The following is a 17,773-nucleotide window of genomic DNA, read 5'->3' as shown; positions in this document are numbered from 1 at the left end:
NAGGCGGCGCATCCAGTCGGCGCTGACCAGCGGTTCGGGTACCGGCTCCGGCCCGGGGACCGGCGCCGCATCCGTGGGCACGGAGGCCTGCGGCTCGCGCACCACCGCCAGCGGATGCATGTGGCGGTGCAGGATGTCGGAATTCAGGTCCACGGCGATGACGATGTCCGCACCCATGGCACGGGCCAGCGATGCGGGCACGGGGTTGACGAGTCCGCCATCCACCAGCAGCCGCCCGTCGGTGTGGTTCACGGGGGTGAACAGGCCCGGCAGCGCGATGGAAGCGCGCACCGCGTCGGCGATGGAGCCGTGGCGCAGCCAGACTTCGGCACCCGAGTGCAGGTCGGTCGCCACCGCGCCGAAGGGCAGCGGCGAGGCGTCGATGTCGAAATCGGCGAAGTTGCGGCGCCAGAAGGCGATGAGCTTTTCGCCCTTGAGCATGCCGCCCGACAGATTGAAATCCATGAAGCCGAACACATCGCGCAGGCCCAGGCCCTGCACCCAGTCGGCAAAGCGCTCCAGTTCGCCCCCCGCGTAGGCCGCGCCCACCAGCGCGCCGATGGAGGAGCCGCAGATCACGTCCAGCCGCACGCCCTCCTCCCGCAGCGCCTGCAGCACGCCGATGTGCGCCCAGCCGCGCGCCGAGCCGCTGCCCAGCGCAAGGCCCAGCCGTGGGGCGCGGCGGGTCAGTGCCATCTAGGGCCTGTTCACACTATTTTTGCCAGTGCGAATGGCGTGAAAACCGCGCCAATCTAGGCGCGTGACGACGCCAAGGCCGGGGCCTTGGCTAGGAGGGCAACGACGAATGGCGCGGTTTTCACTCCGTTCCCTCCGGGTTGCGATCAAAAAGGGCCATTCGCGGCGTTGCCAAGCCTCGCTGGGGTAGCACCCCAGCTTCGTTTGGCGCCTTGCGCCTGGCCCTTTTTGATCGCAACGCATCTGGCAAAAATAGTGTGAACAGGCCCTAGGCCCCACCTGCGTTGGGCGGTGTGCCCCGCAGCAACGCATGCAACCCATCCTCGTCCAGCACGGGGATGCCCAGCTCCTGCGCCTTGGCGAGCTTGCTGCCCGCGTCGGCGCCGGCGACCACGTAGTGCGTCTTCTTGCTGACCGAGCCCGCCACCTTGGCACCGGCGGACTCCAGCAGGTCCTTGGCCGCGTCGCGGCCCAGGGTGGGCAGCGTGCCGGTCAGCACCACGGTCATGCCCGCCAGGGGCAGCGTGGCGGCGGCAGCGGGCTCGCTCTCGTCCCAGGTGACGCCGCAGGCCCGCAGCTGCTCGACCACCTCGCGGTTGTGGGGTTGCGCGAAGAAGGTGTGGATGGCCTCGGCCACCACGGGCCCCACGTCGTTCACCTGCAGCAACTGCTCCACGCCCGCATCCATGATGGCGTCGAGCCGGCCGAAGTGGCGCGCCAGGTCCTTGGCCGTGGCCTCGCCCACATGGCGGATGCCCAGGCCGAAGAGAAAGCGCGCCAGCGTGGTGCGCTTGGATTTGTCGAGCGCATCCAGCACGTTCTGCGCGGACTTCTCGGCCATGCGGTCGAGCTGCGCAAGGCTGGACAGCCCGAGCCGGTACAGGTCGGGCAGCGTGCGGATCACGTGGCCCTCGACGAGCTGGTCCACCAGCTTCTCGCCCAGGCCCTCGATGTCCATGGCGCGGCGCTGGGCGAAGTGCAGCACCGCCTGTTTGCGCTGCGCGGGGCAGAACAGCCCGCCGGAGCAGCGGTGGTTGACCTCGCCCGGCTCGCGCACCACGGCGCTGCCGCAGATGGGGCACTGGCGCGGCATGCGGAAGTTGGGCACGTAGGGCTGGCGCGGCCCCGCCAGCGGCTGCGCGGGTGCGGTGCCGTCCGCGCTGCTGGCGGCGTCCACCAGCGCGTCGGAGCCCGCCAGCACTGCCAGGCCTGCGCCCGCCGGCACCACGCCCACCACCTCGGGAATCACGTCGCCCGCGCGGCGCACGATCACCTGGTCGCCCACGCGCACTTTCTTGCGGCGCAGCTCGAACAGGTTGTGCAGCGTGGCATTGGTCACCGTGACGCCGCCCACGAACACCGGCGCGAGTCGCGCCACGGGCGTCAGCTTGCCCGTGCGGCCCACCTGCACGTCGATACCTTCCACGCGCGTGACCATCTCCTGGGCCGGGTACTTGTGGGCCACGGCCCAGCGCGGCTCGCGCGTCACAAAGCCCAGCTGGCGCTGCAGTGCCAGGCTGTTGACCTTGTAGACCACGCCGTCGATGTCGTAGGGCAGCGCGTCCCGTTCGGCCCCCACACGCTCATGGAACGCTATGAGTTCAGAAGCGCCTTGCGCAATCTGCACCTGGGCTGCAACCGGAAAGCCCCATTCCTTGAGCTGCTGCAGCATGCCGAAGTGCGTGCCGAAGTCGGGCCCGCCCTCGGCGGCCGGCGTGACCTCGCCCAGGCCGTAGGCGAAGAAGGACAGCGGCCGCTGCGCGGTGATGCCTGAGTCCAACTGGCGCACCGCGCCGGCGGCGGCGTTGCGCGGGTTGACGAAGGTCTTGTCGCCCTTCTCGCGCTGGCGCTCGTTGAGTGCGTCGAAGTCCGCGCGGCGCATGTAGACCTCCCCGCGCACCTCCAGCACCGGCGGCACGCCGGCGGGCAGGCTCAGGGGGATCTGGCGGATGGTGCGCACGTTGTGCGTCACATCCTCGCCCACCTCGCCGTCACCGCGCGTGGCGGCCTGCACCAGGCGCCCGCCCTCGTAGCGCAGGCTCATCGCCAGGCCGTCGAACTTGGGTTCGGCCACGTATTCCACCGGCGGCGCATCGGGCGGCAGCTTCAGTTCACGGCGCACGCGCGCGTCGAAGGCTTGGGCGCCGCTGGCCTCGGTGTCGGTTTCGGTGCGGATGCTGAGCATGGGCACGCGGTGGCGCACCGGTGTCAGCCCGTCCAGCACCGCGCCCAGCACGCGCTGCGTGGGGGAGTCGGGCGTCACCAGGTCTGGGTAAGCGCCCTCCAGCGCCTGCAGCTGCTGGAACGCGCGGTCATATTCTGCATCGGGCACGCTCGGCGTGTCCTGGACGTAGTACTCGTGCGCCCAGCGGTTCAGTTGCTCGCGCAGTGCTTTGATTTTTGTAGCTACCAGCGCAGACCCCTTGGGCCCAGAAGCCGGAAAAAGGTCGGATTGTTCAGTCATGCCAGGAAGGGTCAGGCCCGGTCCCATTGGGCGAGGTGCAGCAGCACGCCCGACGGGTCCCAGACGTAGGTCACGCACGCGCCGTACGGTTCCTGCTTCGGCGCGGACACGCGGGCCCCAGGAAAGCGGCCCGTGCCGATGAGCTGCGAAACGTCTGCAAAACACTGGGCCGCGTCTTGCACGGAAATGTGCAGCATGCAGTTGTCCGCCCATTCCTTCACGTAGTAGCGCTGCAGGTAGAACCCCACCCCGCCCAGATGGAACAGGGCCAAGTCTTCGTCCGACCATTCCAGGGTGCAGCCCAGGGCCGCGTAGAACGCCTTGGACAGCGCGAAGTCCTGGGCCGGGAGGAAAGAGCGCACATCATGGGCGCGCAGGTCGATCATGCCCGTTCCTAGCTGAACAGGCGCCGCGCCAGCGCGGAGCCGGCCGAGAGTTCGCGGCTGTCCAGCTTGTCGTACAGCTGCTCAAGATCGGCGGCGATGGGCTCCATGGTCATGGCAGGCAGCGGCGTGCCGTTCTGGTCGCACAGCACGCCGTCCATGGCCTCACCGAGCGCGGCCGCCACCTCGCGCAGGCGCGCAAAGGGCTGCTGCGAGCGGTGGACCTGGGCCACGTCCAGGCTCAGCACGATGTCGCGCACGGCGGACTGCTCGGGGTCGTCGGACATGGCGGCCTGCGCGTCATAGGTCAGCGTGAGCACGGGCGGCAGGCCCGGCCCCTGCGCCGGCAGCACCAGCCGGCCCGGAATGGCGCCGGCGACGAGACCCAGGCGTGCGGCGTTCTGCTGCACGTAGCCGGGGCTCCAGGCCGCGTGGCGCGCGCGCAGTACGAAGGTGAGCTGCGCGTCGTGCTCGCTGGCGAACTGGTCCAGCTCGCGCGCGCGGGCCACCTCGTGCAGCATGTCGGGAAAGTCGGGCGCGGCATTGATCGCGTCGGCGAAGCCCTGGGCCTTCATGACGAATTCGGAGAACTCGATCTCGTTGAGCGCACCCAGGCGGTTGGCCAGTTGCACGCCCGCCTGGAACTGCAGGTAACGCTGGCCGGGCTGGGGGGTTTCCCACTGCTGCGCGGCGTCGTTGAAGCCCTCCACCGCGAACGGCTTGCTGCCCGCGCGGCGCGTGGGCGGCAGCGCGGCCAGGGCCGCATCGCCCGAAACCTGCTGCTCGGCAACGATGGGGGCGATGGCGTCGATCAGTGGATCCAGCCCGCCGCGGCGCTCGGCCGTGGGCACGGGCAGGTCCAGCGCATCACGCAGATCCACGGCATGGCCGTCAAAGCCGGGCTCGGCCTCGCCTTCGGCGCCGCTCCCGGCAAGCCCCGCGCCGGTGAGCCCCGCGCCGGTAAGCACCGCGCCATCAAAGGCGGGCTCATGGCGCGCCACCGGCTCCTGCGCGGGATCGGCCTCGGCCGGTCGCGGGCGCTTGGGCGCGTTGCGGTGGGTTGTCCAGGCGTTGTAGGCGACAACGACGATCAGCACGAGCGCGCCGGCGATGATGAGACCAAGTTGGAAGTTGCTCATGGTGAATACGGGGTCAGGCCTCGGCCATGGACAGCGCGGACTCCATGTCCACGGCCACGATGCGCGACACGCCCTGCTCCTGCATGGTGACGCCGATCAGTTGCTCGGCCATCTCCATGGCGATCTTGTTGTGGCTGATGAAGAGGAACTGCGTTCCCTTGGACATGCTGGACACCAGCTTGGCATACCGCTCGGTGTTGGCATCATCCAGCGGCGCATCCACTTCGTCCAGCAGGCAGAACGGCGCGGGGTTGAGCTGGAAGATGGCGAACACCAGCGCGATCGCGGTGAGTGCTTTCTCGCCGCCCGACAGCAGGTGGATGGTCTGGTTCTTCTTGCCCGGCGGCTGGGCCATGACCTGCACGCCGGAGTCGAGGATCTCGTCACCCGTCATGATGAGCTTGGCCTGGCCGCCGCCGAACAGCTCGGGGAACATGCGGCCGAAGTGCCCGTTGACGGTCTCGAAGGTGCCCGACAGCAGGGTGCGCGTTTCGCCGTCGATCTTGCGGATGGCGTCCTCCAGCGTGGTCATGGCCAGCGTCAGGTCTTCGGTCTGCGCGTCGAGGAAGGTCTTGCGCTCGCGCGCGAGCGTGAGTTCGTCCAGCGCGGCGAGGTTGACGGCGCCCAGAGCGGCGATCTCACGGTTCAGCCGGTCGATTTCGCCCTGCAGCCCCTGCACGCGCACGCCGCCTTCCTCGATGGAGCGGGCCACGGCCTCCAGGTCGGCCTGTGCATCTTGCAGCAGCGTGCCGTACTGCTCCAGGCCCAGGCGTGCGGCCTGTTCCTTAAGCTGGAATTCCGTGATGCGCTGGCGCAGCGGGTCGAGCGCGCGCTCGTGCTGCATGCGCAGCTCGTCGCTGGCGCGCAGCTTGGCGGTCAGGTCGTCATACAGACTGCGCTGGGCGGCGAGTACGCGTTCGCGCTCCATCTTCAGGTCCAGCGCCTGCTGCAGCCCGCCCTGCGCGGCGGCGTCGCTGAGACGGCCAAGCTCGTCCTGCGCGCGCTGGCGCTCGTCCTGCAGTGAGCGGAGCTGGCTCGCGGCCGTGTCGATCGTGCGTGCGAGCTCGGCTCGGCGCGCCTGCAGGCTACGCTGGGAGAACTGCGCCTCCTGCGCCTGGCGCTCCAGCGCGCGCTGCTGCTCGCGGCATTCGGACAGGCGGCGCTCGGCCTCGATCACGCGGTCGCCCAGCTGGGCATGGCGCTCCTGGCTGTCGGCCAGTTGCATGTCCAGTTCTTCAAAACGCGCCTCCGCGGTGACGCGGCGCTCACGCAGGTCGGACAGCTGCGCCTCGACCTCGGCCAGATCGGCGTCGATCTGCGCGCTGCGCGCCCGCGCCTGATCGGCCAGCTGCGACAGACGCAGGGTCTCGACCTGCAGTTCATGCGCACGGCCTTGGGCCTCGCTCGCCTCGCGTCGCGCGGCAACGAGGCGCTGCGAGGCGTCGGCATAAGCCGCCTCGGCACGGACCAGCGCAGTGCGCGCCTCTTCAGCAATCAGCGCCTGGGCACGCAGCTCCTTTTCCAGGTGTTCGATTTCTTGCGCCCGTGCGAGCAGGCCCGCCTGTTCGGAGTCCTGCGCAAAAAAGCTCACGCTGTGCGCGTCGACGGCGTGACCCTGGGCCACGTAGATCACCTCGCCCGGCTGCAGCTGCGCCCGGCGCGCGAGCGCGTCATCGAGCGACTGGGCGGTATGGCAGCCGTGTAGCCAGCCCACGAGCACGGCACGCAGGCCCGCATCGTGCACGCGCAGCAGATCCGACAGGCGCGGCAGGCTCGTGGCCCCTTCGGGTGCGGGAGCGGCAGAGGTGCTGTAGAACGCCAGGCGCGCGGGCGGCGCGTCCTGTCCGCCCGCGCCGAGAAAGCCACGCACGCGGTCCAGCCGGCCCACGGGCAGCGCGGCCAGGCGCTCGCGCAGCGCGGCCTCCAGCGCGTTCTCCCAGCCGGGTTCGATGTGGATGCGGCTCCACAGTCCCTGCAGCCCTTCCAACCCGTGCTTGGCCAGCCAGGGCTGGAGCTTGCCGTCCACCTTGACCTTCTCCTGCAAGGCCTTGAGTGCCTCCAGCCGCGCGGACAGGTCGGCCTGCCGGGCCGTTTCCTGGTTCACGACCTGCTGGCGCGCGCGGCGGTCCTCGTCGAGCTGGGGCACGCTGTCCTGCAGCTCGGCCAGGCGCGCCTCGGCCATCTCGGCGCCCTCCTCGGCCTGCTGCAACTGCTGGCGCAGGTTGGCCAGGCGCGCCTCGTCGGGCGCAGCCAGGGCATTGCGGTCGGTGCGCAGGCGCTCCAGGCGCGCCTCCAACTGGCGGCTTTGCTCGTCCAGGCTGCGCTGCTCGGCCGCCAGCACCTGGATCTGCTGCTGCACCTGCGCCACGGCGGCGCGCTGCTCGTCGCTGCGCTGCTGGCTCTGGCGCAGGGCGTCTTCCAGCTCGGGCAGGCGTGTCGCCTGCTCCTCGACCTGTGCGGCCAGAACCTCGGCCTGCTCCTCGGCATTCATGCCGGCGCCTTCGATGCCTTCGACTTCGGCTTCAGCCTCTTCCTTGCGCGCGGACCACTGGGCGATCTGCTCGGCCAGTTGCACCAGGCGTTGCTCCACGCGCTGACGGCCCTCGACCACGTAGCGGATCTCGGCTTCCAGCTTGCCGACCTCGGCCGTGGCCTCATAGAGGCGCCCCTGTGCCTGATTGACCTTGTCGCCCGCCTCGTAGTGCGCCTGGCGGATGGTTTCAAGATCGGCCTCGACGCGGCGCAGGTCGGCCATGCGCGACTCCAGGTCGTTCACGGCCTGCAGGCCCTCGGCGCGCACGCGCGCCTGCTCGGCCTCTGCATCGGCGCGCTTCAGGAACCACAGCTGGTGCTGCTTGAGCGTGGCCTCCTGCTGCAGCGCCTTGTACTTGGCTGCCACCTCGGCCTGCTTTTCCAGCTTGTCGAGGTTGGCATTGAGTTCGCGCAGGATGTCCTCCACCCGCGTGAGGTTCTCCCGCGTGTCGGACAGGCGGTTCTCGGTCTCGCGCCGGCGCTCCTTGTACTTGGACACGCCCGCGGCTTCTTCAAGGAACAGGCGCAGTTCCTCGGGGCGACTTTCGATGATGCGGCTGATCGTGCCTTGGCCGATGATGGCGTAGGCGCGCGGGCCCAGGCCCGTGCCCAGGAACACGTCCTGCACGTCGCGGCGACGCACCGGCTGGTTGTTGATGAAGTAGCTGCTGGTGCCGTCGCGCGTGAGTACGCGCTTGACGGCAATCTCGGTGAACTGGTTCCACTGCCCGCCCGCGCGGTGGTCGCTGTTGTCGAACGTCAGCTCCACGCTGGAACGGCTGGCCGGCTTGCGGCTGGTGGTGCCGTTGAAGATCACGTCCTGCATGCTCTCGCCGCGCAGCTCGCTGGCCTTGCTCTCGCCCAGCACCCAGCGCACGGCATCCATGATGTTGGACTTGCCGCAACCGTTGGGGCCCACCACGCCCACGAGTTGCCCCGGCAGCATGAAGTTGGTGGGCTCGGCAAACGACTTGAAGCCGGCGAGTTTGATCGAGTTAAGACGCACGGGTCAGGCGTTGGACAGGGCGGTTCGCAGATGCAGGAAAGACCGGAATCATACCGTGGCGCTCGTGTCGGCCCCATGCCCAGCCGGGCATCCTTCGATTGCAAGCAAAAAAGGCCTCTAGCGCTTACCCAGCAAGCGCCAGCAGCTATTCTTACGAGAGCATCCTACGGCAGCTCAGCCCCCACGCGGGGCAAAGGCAATGATGGCCATGCCGCACAGCGTGACGGCCACGCCCAGCCAGTCCCATGGGCCGGGGCGCACGCCGTCCACCGTCCACAGCCAGACCAGCGCCACGGCCACATACACGCCGCCGTAGGCCGCGTACACACGCCCTGTGGCCGCCGGATGCAGCGTGAGCAGCCAGGCAAACAGCGCCAGGCTGGCGGCCGCCGGCACCAGCAGCCAGGCGCTGCGCCCCTGGCGCAACCACAACCAGGGCAGATAGCAACCGACGATTTCCGCCACGGCAGTGAGCAGGAACAGGGCCAGGGTCTTGAAGGGCAGCATGCGTGAATGCGTGATGGAAAAGAAGGCCGCAGCGATCAGACTCCGGCCCGCTTCAGCACCAAGGCCTCGAACGCCGCGGCCTGCAGCGGTGGGCTGAGCAGATAGCCCTGCCAGGCGTGGCAGCCGTTGCGCTCCAAAAAGGCGCGCTGCGCCTCGGTCTCAACGCCCTCGGCCACCACCCGCAGGCCCAGGCTGGTGCCCAGGGCGACGATCGTGCGTGCGATCACGGCATCGTTGGGGTCGGTGAGCACGTCGCGCACGAAGCTCTTGTCGATCTTCAGCTCGTGCAGGGGCAGGCGCTTGAGGTAGGCCAGCGACGAGTAGCCCGTGCCGAAGTCGTCCAGCGAGAAGCCCACGCCGTAGCCACGCAACTGCACCATCTTGGCGATGGTGTCCTCCACGTCCTGCAGCAGCATACCCTCGGTCAGTTCCAGCCGCAGGCGGCGCGCGTCGGCGCCCGAGGCGGCCAGCGCCTCCAGCACCTGGGGCACGAAGCTACCCTCGTGGAACTGGCGCGGGCTCACGTTCACCGCGACGGTGAGCTCACCGAGCACGGGGTGCGCGCTCCACTGCGCCAGCTGTGCGCAGGCGCTGCGCATCACCCACTCGCCCACGCGCAGGATCAGTCCGCTTTCTTCCGCCAAGGGAATGAATTCCGCTGGCGAGATGAAGCCCCTGTCCGGGTGGCGCCAGCGTACCAGCGCCTCGGCGCCCGTGATGCGGCCCTGGTCCACCTTGGGCTGGTAGAACAGTTCTAACTGTCCCGCATCCAGTCCGGCGCGCAGGTCCGCCTCCAGCGCCGCGCGTTCGGACACCGCAGCCTGCATCTGTGGATCGAAAAAGCGCAGCGTATCGCGCCCGGCGGCCTTGGCCTCGTACATGGCAAGGTCGCTGCGCTTGAGCAGCTCGTCCGCCGATTCGCGCACCCCGCGGAAGATGGCGATGCCCACGCTGAGCGCCGTGTGGTGCTGCTGACCGTCGATGTCGAAGGGCGCGCGAATGGCCGCCAGGATCGTCTGGCCCATCTCCTCGGCGCGGTTGGCTGCCTCCTGCGGGTCGGCGCCCAGGTCCTTGAGCACCACGACGAACTCGTCGCCGCCGTGGCGCGCCAGGGTTTCGTCCTCGGGCACGCAGTCGCGCAACCGCCGGGCCACCTCGCGCAGCAGGCGGTCACCCATATCGGGGCCTTGCGTCTCGTTGATGGTCTTGAAGTTGTCCAGATCCAGCATCATCACCGCGCCGCACAGCTGGTGGCGGGCGCTCATGGCCAGCGCCTGCTCCAGGCGGTCCAGCAGCAGGCGGCGGTTGGGCAGGCCGGTGAGCGGATCGTTGTAGGCCAGGTAGCGCACCTCTTCCTCGGCCGCCTTGCGCTGGCTCTGGTCCACCATGGTGACGATGTGCGAATCGCCCAGGATCATGCCGGACAGCTCGACCGCGCGGCGCACGCCCGACTTGGCGGTGATCACGCATTCCACGGTACGGATGGCACCGTCGGGGTTCTTCAGCGCCGCCGTGCACGCAGCGAGCCATGCCTCGCGCGCATGTTCGCGTTGGTGTGCGTCGGGCATTACCAGGCGCCACCAGGTGTCCACGTCGGGCGCCTCGCGTATGTCGTAGCCGCAGATCTGGACGTGCCGGTCGTTGCGGAACACGATCTTGCCGTCCTGCACCTGGTTCACGCCCACGGGCATGTGGTTCAGGATGTTGCGCAGGTGCTCCTCACTCTGACGCAGCACCTGCTCCATGTGCTTGCGCTTGCTGATGTCCTGCACCACCGCAAGGTGGTGTTCGGGCTGGCCTTCCAGGCGCAGCGGCGAGACCATGAGGTCCACCCACACCTCGCTGCCGTCCTTGCGGCGGTAGCGCTTTTCCATGCGGTATTCGCTCAGCTCACCGGCCAGCATCCGCTGCAATTGCTCCAGGTCCGCGGCCAGGTCGCTGGGCTCGCTGAAGTCCTGAAAGCGCATCTGCTGCAGTTCCTGCGCGCTGTAGCCCAACAGGCCGCAGAACTTCTGGTTCATGCGCACCAGGCGGCCGGTGCGCGAGTCGGTCTGGGCGATGCCCACCGCGGCCTGGTTGAACACGGCGCGCAGGCGCGCCTCGCTTTCGCGCAAGGCCGTATCGGTCTCCTTGGCATGGTCCAGTGCCTGCGACCTCCGCAGCACCTGCATCGATACCAGCGCGGTGAGCAGTGCGGTCACCAACAGGCCGCCGGAGCCCAGCAGCCAGGGCAGGCGCGACTCCTGCGGCGAGAGGAACGGCACGACGGGCTGGAACTGCAGGCTCCAGCGCCTTCCGCCTACGCGCACGCTTTGCTCATATTCCATGGCAGAGGTGCCGACGCGCGTCTCCGATTCAAAGAGGGATTGCGGAGGAGCAGGCTCCTCGCTGTTGAAGGGGCCCACGTCCGCCATGCGCAGCGCCAAGCCCTGCATGTTGCCCGCGGTGCGCACGGCATGCACGATGTCGTAGATGCGCAGGCTCACACCCACCGCCCCCAGAAAGCGCGCCGGCCCCGCCTGTCCGGCCGCCGGCTCGGCAAACACCGGCATGCGGATGATGACGCCCGTGCGGTGCTCGGTTTCCTGGTGCAGCTCGAACGGCGCGGAGGCGACCAGCCCGCCGGTGTCGCGCGCACGGCGCATGGCTTCGAGGTTCGCTGGCTGGGAATGGATCTCCAACCCTTGCAAGCCGCTGTTGCCCCCCTGGGGCCAGAGGCAGTCCACCACGAAATAGTCGGGCAATACGGCCTGCGGATGGATGGCGAAATCCCGCGGCAGGTCGCCGTCCAGATGCGGGTCGGAGCGCGCCTGCTCTTCGAAGGCCGCCCGCCGGGGGCCGGGCACGTACCGCGTAAAGTTGATGTTCTTCACGCCGGGGTGGTAATGCTGCAGATCCAGCTCACGCGCCACGCGCTCGAAGTCGGCGCGCCGCAGCTGCGGATTCACCGTCAGCAGGCCGCGCATGCCCTGCAGCAAAACCGCGTGGGACTCCATGCGCCGCTGCAGCGTCTCGGCAAACAGCCGGGCCTCCTGCTCGAAACGCACCCGCGCGATGGCCTGCATGGAGGACTGCTGCTGGTGGTACAGCGCGTAGCTTGCCGCGCAACCGGCCAGCGCCACGGCCGCTCCGGGGAGCCAGTGCCAGGGGAACGAGCGCTGTGCGTGGGATGTCGGCATGCGGGGCAGATGGACAAGGAGGACAACGGCTGATAGGCAGCCGCCGCGCCGCAGAGCATAGCGGCATTTACCCGTGCGGGGGCAACAGACACCGCCAACGTCTGCTGCGACCGCGCGGCTGCGGCGCCTGCGCAATTCCCCACGCCGGCGTCGCCAGCCGCCGGCCCGTACCATGGCCGCATCAGGAGTGCCCGCCATCGTGTTGTTTCGGTTGTTCGAAAATCGTGTCCCCCCGTACCCTGCGGCCGAGCCGACCGTGCCGCCCGCCGGGTTCCTCGCCTTTGTGTGGGCCAGCACGCGCGGCCTGCGCGGCTATGTCGGGGCCATGGCCGCCCTGTCTGCCGTGGTGGCCATCTACGAGGCGCTGCTGTTTGCCGTGCTGGGACGGGTGGTGGACTGGATCGCCGCCACTGCGCCCGAGCGCTTCTGGGCCGAGCGCGGCACGCTGCTCGCCGGGGTGGCTGCGGTGCTGGTCGCCAGCATTGGCATAGTGGCGCTGCAGACCACCGTGCGCCACCAGGTGCTGGCCATCAACTTCCCGCTGCGCCTGCGCTGGAACTTCCACCGGCTGATGCTGGGCCAAAGCATGGCGTTCTATGCGGACGAGTTCGCGGGCCGCATCACCACCAAGATCATGCAGACCGCGCTGGCCGTGCGCGACATGATCTTTACCACCTGCGACGTGGTGATCGGCATGGGCGTCTACCTGGTCACCATCCTGGCACTGGCGGGCGGCTTTGAATGGCGGCTGCTGCTGCCCTTTCTTGCGTGGGCGCTGTGCTACGCGGCCGCGTGCTGGTACTTCGTGCCACGCCTGGGCCAGGTGAGCAAGGCCCAGGCCGACGCGCGCTCCGTCATGACCGGCCGCGTGACGGACGCTTACACCAACATCGCCACGGTGAAGCTGTTCTCGCACACGCGGCGCGAGGCCGAGTTTGCCCGCGCGGCGATGGACGCGTTCAAGACCACGGGCTACGCACAGATGCGGCTGGTCAGCCGCTTCGAGATCGTGAACCACGCCCTGGTGGTGGGCATGATCCTCGGCGCCTGCGGCACGGCGCTATGGCTGTGGTCGCGGGGCGAGGTAGGCGCCGGCGCGGTGGCCGCGGTGACCGCCATGGCACTGCGCGTTTCGGGCCACGCCCACTGGGTGATGTGGGAGATGACCACGCTGTTCGAGAGCGTGGGCACCATCCAAGACGGCATCAACACCCTCACCCGCCCGCGCACGGTGGTGGATGCGCCCGATGCCCGCCCGCTGCAGGTCACGCGTGGCGAGGTGCAGTTTGAGAACGTGCGCTTCGGCTACCGCGACGGCGCGGCAGTGATCGACGGGCTGAACCTCACCATCCGCCCAGGCGAGCGCATCGGGCTGATCGGCCGCTCGGGCGCGGGCAAATCCACGCTGGTCAACCTGCTGCTGCGCTTTCATGACGTGCAGGGCGGACGCATTCTGGTGGACGGGCAGGACATCGCCCACGTCACGCAGGACAGCCTGCGCCAAGCGATCGGCATGGTCACGCAGGACACTTCGCTGCTGCACCGATCGATGCGCGACAACATCCTGTACGGCCGCCCCGATGCCTCCGAGGAAGACATGCGCCTGGCTGCCGAACGCGCCGAGGCCGCGCAATTCATCGACGAGCTGACCGACCTGCAGGGCCGCCGCGGCTACGACGCCCAGGTGGGCGAGCGCGGCGTCAAGCTCTCGGGCGGGCAGCGCCAGCGCGTGGCGATCGCGCGCGTGATGCTCAAGGACGCCCCGATCCTGCTGCTGGACGAGGCCACCAGCGCGCTGGACTCCGAGGTGGAGGCCGCCATCCAGCAGAGCCTGGACGGACTGATGCGGGGCAAGACGGTGATCGCCATCGCGCACCGCCTGTCCACCATCGCCGCCATGGACCGGCTCATCGTGCTGGACGCCGGCCGCATCGTCGAGGAAGGCACGCACGCACAGCTGCTGGCGCAAGGGGGTGTCTATGCGCGGCTGTGGACGCACCAGAGCGGCGGCTTCATGGGACAGGACCCGGACGAGGCCTGATACAGGATCGGCCGCGCACGATCATGGCAATCAAGACAGAAATAGGCCTCCAAGGCAATACTGACAAGCGCCAACAGCTCTTATAACAATAGCACAAGAGACTGAAGAGTCCCGGTTCAGCTCTGCTCCTCGGGGCCCAGGGGATGGGGGCGCGGCGGCTCGTGCGGCGGCAACTGCAGGAACAGCGCCGTGGCCGCCAGCGTCAGCACCCCCATGCAGGCAAACGTGGCGCGAAACGCGTGGAGCGTGTCCTGCGCATCTGCGGCGCCAAAGTAGCCCTGGAAGCTCGCCAGCACCGCCCCGGCAGCCGCCACCCCCATGCCCATGGCCAACATCTGCACCATGGACAGCAGGCTGTTGCCGCTGCTGGCATGACCCGTGTCCAGGTCCTTGAGCGTGACCGTGTTCATGGCCGAGAACTGCATGGAGTTCACGCCGCCAAACGCCGCCAGCTGCACCATCAGCAGCCACGGGGGCTGGCCGGGCGTGATCAGGCAAAAGCTGGCGATGAGCAACGCCAGCGCGCAGGTATTGACCACCAGCACCTCGCGATAGCCCCAGCGCCGCACCATGAAGGTGACCGCAGGTTTCACGGCCATGCTGCCCAGCACCGTGGGCAGCATCATCATGCCCGCCTGCATGGGTGCGTAGCCCAGGCTGACCTGCAGCACCAGCGGGATCATGAAGGGCATGCACGAGCTGCCCAGCCGCGAAAACAGGTTGCCCAGCAGCCCCACACGCAGCGTGCGCACCGCAAACAACCCCGGCACAAACAGCGGCGCATCGCTGCGCAGCGCATGCAGCCAGTAGGCCGCCAGACTGGCCAGGCCAAAGATCATCATCACCAGCGACGACGCGCTGCGCGCACCACCGCCGGCCATGCCCTCCACCGCCAGCGACACGGCCGCCATGCCAAAGGCCAGCAGGCCATAACCCACGGCGTCGAATCCACGCACGGCCAGCACCTCTCCCGCCGCCATGAAGCGCCGCGCGGCCATCAAGCCCACCAGCCCCACGGGCACATTGACCCAGAAGATCCAATGCCAGGAGGCGTACTCCACCATCCAGCCGCCCAGGGTCGGCCCGATCAGCGGCCCCACCAACCCGGGAATCGCCACGAAGCTCATGGCGCGGATGAACTCGTCGCGCGGAAACGCCCGCAGCACCGCCAGCCGCCCCACGGGCAGCAGCAGCGCACCGCCCAGCCCCTGGACCACGCGCGCGCCCACCAGCAGCGGCAGCGTGGACGACAGCGCGCACAACACCGAGCCGAGCACGAACAACGCGATCGCCGACATGAACACCCGCCGCGTGCCGAAACGGTCCGCCAGCCAGCCCGACGCCGGAATCAGCACCGCCATGGCCAGCGAATACGCCACGATCACCGAGTGCATCTGCAGCGGGCTTTCGCCCAGGTCGCGCGCCATGGCCGGCAAGGCCGTGTTGACGATGGTGGCGTCCAGCGTCTGCATGAAGAAGCCCAGGGCGACCAGCCACAGCAGCGGCTGGCGCGAAGTGGGGGAAACAGGTCCACGCGTCATGAAATCGCCCATGGCGGGCTCAGAAAAGAAGGCCAAAGTGTGCCATTGGGGCCCGTTTGCGGACTGATGCGCTGGTCATATCCGTCAAAACGATGTTGGGCCCTGTCCACCAAACATGAACCGCTATCAAAGTAGAAGCAATTTCCCGAGATGGTGAGAGGCCGGCATGCGAAATGCACTTCACCCCATCACCGGGCAAAACCCAGCAAGACATTGCCTATCGCCGCGGGCACGTCCATGAAAATCCATGTAAATCAACTATTTACTATCACTTGTCGGCAGATTTCCCGTCATGCCGTGGTACCCTCGCGCCCCATGTTTCGTCGGTTGTGCCTGCTGCTGCTGCTTTGCTCGAATGCCTACGCCGCTCCCTCCCCCGAGGTAGAGCGGGCAGCCGCCACCCCTGCAGCCAGCATTGACCGCAGCCTGCTCGTCCAGTTACAGGACGTTCAGCACAACGTGGCAGACCGCACCTCCTCCCTGATTTCCACCGCCATGGGCTTCATCGGCGTGCCCTACCGCCGGGGTGGCAGCAGTGCCGAGACGGGTTTTGACTGCAGCGGCTTCGTGCGCGCCATCTATGAGCAGGCCAAGGGCATGGTGCTTCCACGCCGCGCCAACGAGCAGGCCGCCGCCACCGAAGTCATCGACAAAAAAGACCTGCAGCCCGGCGACCTGGTGTTCTTCAACACCATGCGCCGCGCGTTCAGCCACGTAGGCATCTACGTGGGCGACGGCAAGTTCATCCATGCCCCGCGCTCCGGTGCGCAGGTGCGCGTGGAAGACATGGGCGCTTCCTACTGGCAGCGGCGCTTCAACGGTGCACGGCGTGTGACCACGGACGAAGACACTGCCGCCATGGCCATTTCCGCGCGCGCTCCGGCCGCCAACTGAGACCGGGGCCGGCACCCTGTCCGGCACTGCTGTAGTAATTGCGGTAAGTAGCTACGCACCGGGCCAGCGTTTTCAGTGCCTGCACATGGGGTGACGGTGTGCAAGCCACACAGGTGTCCTGAGTCCTTCCAGCCATGACCACACCCACTACGCGCTTTTGGCTCATGAAATCGGAGCCCGACGAGTGCTCCATTGACGATGCATTGGGCGCTCCGGGCGCCACCGTGCCCTGGACCGGCGTGCGCAATTACCAGGCGCGCAACTTCATGCGCGACGAGATGCAGGTGGGGGATGGCGTGCTCTTCTACCACTCAAGCTGCCCTGCACCCGGTATCGCCGGCATTGCACGCATAGCCTCGGGCGTACGCCCCGATCCCACACAGTTCGACCCTGAATCCCCTTACTACGACCCCAAGTCACCCCTTGAGAAACCCCGGTGGCTGCTGCGGGACGTGCAAGCCGTGCGCAAGACACGGCTCATTGGCCTGGCGGAACTGCGCGCCCATCCCGAGTTGGCGTCTATGCGCGTACTGCAGCGAGGCAACCGGTTGTCGATCACGCCGCTGCAGTCCCAGGAGTGGACCTTCATCACGCGGGTGCTCGCGGCAGACTAGCGGGCCGCGCGGGTGTCCCCGCCACGTATCAACAGGCGGGAGGCGGGAGGACTGGAGGCGGGAAAAGGGAATCCCGCCAGAAGTCCAACCTTCATCAACCCGCCCCCTTGGCGCGCAGCAGCGCTACCAGCTCCGGCACCAGCGCCTGCGGCCCACCCTCGGCAACGGCGGCGGCAAAGGTGTCGTGCACGGCCTGGGCAATGCCATCGGCCGCGCCGCCGTCGTGCGCCATGGCGGTGTAGTAGCCCATGTCCTTGAGCGCGTTGGACATGAAGAAGCGCAGCCCAGAGGGGTCCTGCTGCAGCAGGTAGGGCCGCAGGCGCTCCAGCGCCACGCCGCCGCCGCCGCCCTTGGCGAGAACATCCAGGAACACCTGCGGCGCCACGTCGGCCGCCAGCGCGCACGCGGCAGCCTCCGCGATCAGCGCCACGCTGCCCAGCGACACATAGTTGTGCAGCAGCTTCATGCGGTGGCCACTGCCCACGGCACCGGTATGCGTGATGTTCTCGGCAAAGCACTGCAGCACCGGGCGCACTTCGTCGAGCAGTGCGGCCTCGCCGCCCACCAGCAGGTTCAGCCGGCCCTCGGCGGCCTCCTTGGGGGTGCGGGTCATCGGCGCATCCAGGAACCGCCCTCCGGCCGCCGCCACGGCGCGGGCGACGGATTCGGTGGACGAGGGAATGGCCGTGGAGCAGTCGATCACCACGGTGCCGGGCTGCAGGGCGGCCAGGGCGGGAGTGTCAGGATTTCTGTGTGTGAGGCTGTTGAATCCGTCAC

At 68.4% G+C, this 17,773-nt stretch carries 12 protein-coding genes; 3 read left to right on the top strand and 9 right to left on the bottom strand.

Annotation, left to right across the window (positions count from 1 at the left end):
- Window position 1 precedes the first annotated feature (1 nt).
- The 7 genes from OX89_RS16735 to OX89_RS16705 all read right to left on the bottom strand — a co-directional run.
- Window positions 2-696 (bottom strand): patatin-like phospholipase family protein (locus tag OX89_RS16735; protein WP_234305593.1); only part of this gene is annotated, 695 nt, incomplete at its 3' end.
- A gap of 268 nt (window positions 697-964) precedes the next feature.
- Window positions 965-3,160, bottom strand: a complete 2,196-nt coding sequence (gene ligA, locus OX89_RS16730) for an NAD-dependent DNA ligase LigA (RefSeq protein WP_047351465.1) — start codon at window positions 3,158-3,160, stop codon at window positions 965-967.
- Window positions 3,161-3,171: 11 nt separating this feature from the next.
- Complete coding sequence (locus OX89_RS16725) at window positions 3,172-3,546, bottom strand: hypothetical protein (protein WP_047351464.1); 375 nt, start codon at window positions 3,544-3,546, stop codon at window positions 3,172-3,174.
- A gap of 8 nt (window positions 3,547-3,554) precedes the next feature.
- Window positions 3,555-4,682, bottom strand: coding sequence for a cell division protein FtsZ (locus tag OX89_RS16720; RefSeq protein ID WP_047351463.1), 1,128 nt, complete (start codon window positions 4,680-4,682; stop codon window positions 3,555-3,557).
- Between the two features lie 13 nt (window positions 4,683-4,695).
- On the bottom strand, window positions 4,696-8,220 hold the full coding sequence (gene smc / locus OX89_RS16715; RefSeq protein ID WP_047351462.1) for a chromosome segregation protein SMC: 3,525 nt from the start codon (window positions 8,218-8,220) through the stop codon (window positions 4,696-4,698).
- 174 nt (window positions 8,221-8,394) lie between these two features.
- Window positions 8,395-8,727 carry a YnfA family protein gene (locus tag OX89_RS16710; protein ID WP_011805330.1) on the bottom strand — a complete coding sequence of 111 codons (333 nt, stop codon included), beginning with the start codon at window positions 8,725-8,727 and terminating at the stop codon, window positions 8,395-8,397.
- A gap of 35 nt (window positions 8,728-8,762) precedes the next feature.
- Window positions 8,763-11,906: an EAL domain-containing protein gene (locus OX89_RS16705; RefSeq protein WP_047351461.1), complete on the bottom strand. Its 3,144-nt coding sequence runs from the start codon at window positions 11,904-11,906 to the stop codon at window positions 8,763-8,765.
- A gap of 172 nt (window positions 11,907-12,078) precedes the next feature.
- Here OX89_RS16705 and OX89_RS16700 point away from each other — a divergent pair, with 172 nt between their 5' ends.
- Window positions 12,079-13,947, top strand: a complete 1,869-nt coding sequence (locus OX89_RS16700; protein WP_270173696.1) for an ABC transporter ATP-binding protein — start codon at window positions 12,079-12,081, stop codon at window positions 13,945-13,947.
- Window positions 13,948-14,063: 116 nt separating this feature from the next.
- Here the strand turns inward: OX89_RS16700 and mdtD are convergent, their stop codons facing one another.
- Window positions 14,064-15,500: a multidrug transporter subunit MdtD gene (mdtD, locus tag OX89_RS16695; RefSeq protein ID WP_084002087.1), complete on the bottom strand. Its 1,437-nt coding sequence runs from the start codon at window positions 15,498-15,500 to the stop codon at window positions 14,064-14,066.
- A 303-nt stretch (window positions 15,501-15,803) separates the two neighbouring features.
- On the opposite strand from mdtD, the gene OX89_RS16690 reads away from it, so the two are divergent.
- Window positions 15,804-16,382, top strand: a complete 579-nt coding sequence (locus tag OX89_RS16690; protein ID WP_047351460.1) for a C40 family peptidase — start codon at window positions 15,804-15,806, stop codon at window positions 16,380-16,382.
- Window positions 16,383-16,516: 134 nt separating this feature from the next.
- A complete protein-coding gene (locus tag OX89_RS16685) occupies window positions 16,517-16,996 on the top strand; it encodes an EVE domain-containing protein (RefSeq protein ID WP_011805335.1) in 480 nt (159 codons plus the stop codon).
- A gap of 94 nt (window positions 16,997-17,090) precedes the next feature.
- On the opposite strand, the gene OX89_RS16680 is transcribed toward OX89_RS16685, so the two are convergent.
- Window positions 17,091-17,773 (bottom strand): NAD(P)-dependent oxidoreductase (locus OX89_RS16680; protein ID WP_047351459.1); only part of this gene is annotated, 683 nt, incomplete at its 5' end.

This window comes from Diaphorobacter sp. J5-51 (assembly GCF_001023515.1).
In the GTDB taxonomy this organism is placed as follows: Bacteria; Pseudomonadota; Gammaproteobacteria; order Burkholderiales; family Burkholderiaceae_C; genus Diaphorobacter; species Diaphorobacter nitroreducens.
This window is presented reverse-complemented; position numbering and strand designations above follow the sequence as displayed.

What these genes read in the sequence shown, in the direction of transcription:
- mdtD (WP_084002087.1), bottom strand. Translation starts at nt 15,500, where the DNA reads ATGGGCGATTTCATGACGCGTGGACCTGTTTCCCCCACTTCGCGCCAG.
- OX89_RS16690 (WP_047351460.1), top strand. Translation starts at nt 15,804, where the DNA reads ATGTTTCGTCGGTTGTGCCTGCTGCTGCTGCTTTGCTCGAATGCCTAC.
- OX89_RS16710 (WP_011805330.1), bottom strand. Translation starts at nt 8,727, where the DNA reads ATGCTGCCCTTCAAGACCCTGGCCCTGTTCCTGCTCACTGCCGTGGCG.
- OX89_RS16725 (WP_047351464.1), bottom strand. Translation starts at nt 3,546, where the DNA reads ATGATCGACCTGCGCGCCCATGATGTGCGCTCTTTCCTCCCGGCCCAG.
- OX89_RS16700 (WP_270173696.1), top strand. Translation starts at nt 12,079, where the DNA reads ATGGCCGCATCAGGAGTGCCCGCCATCGTGTTGTTTCGGTTGTTCGAA.
- OX89_RS16685 (WP_011805335.1), top strand. Translation starts at nt 16,517, where the DNA reads ATGACCACACCCACTACGCGCTTTTGGCTCATGAAATCGGAGCCCGAC.
- OX89_RS16705 (WP_047351461.1), bottom strand. Translation starts at nt 11,906, where the DNA reads ATGCCGACATCCCACGCACAGCGCTCGTTCCCCTGGCACTGGCTCCCC.
- OX89_RS16720 (WP_047351463.1), bottom strand. Translation starts at nt 4,682, where the DNA reads ATGAGCAACTTCCAACTTGGTCTCATCATCGCCGGCGCGCTCGTGCTG.
- ligA (WP_047351465.1), bottom strand. Translation starts at nt 3,160, where the DNA reads ATGACTGAACAATCCGACCTTTTTCCGGCTTCTGGGCCCAAGGGGTCT.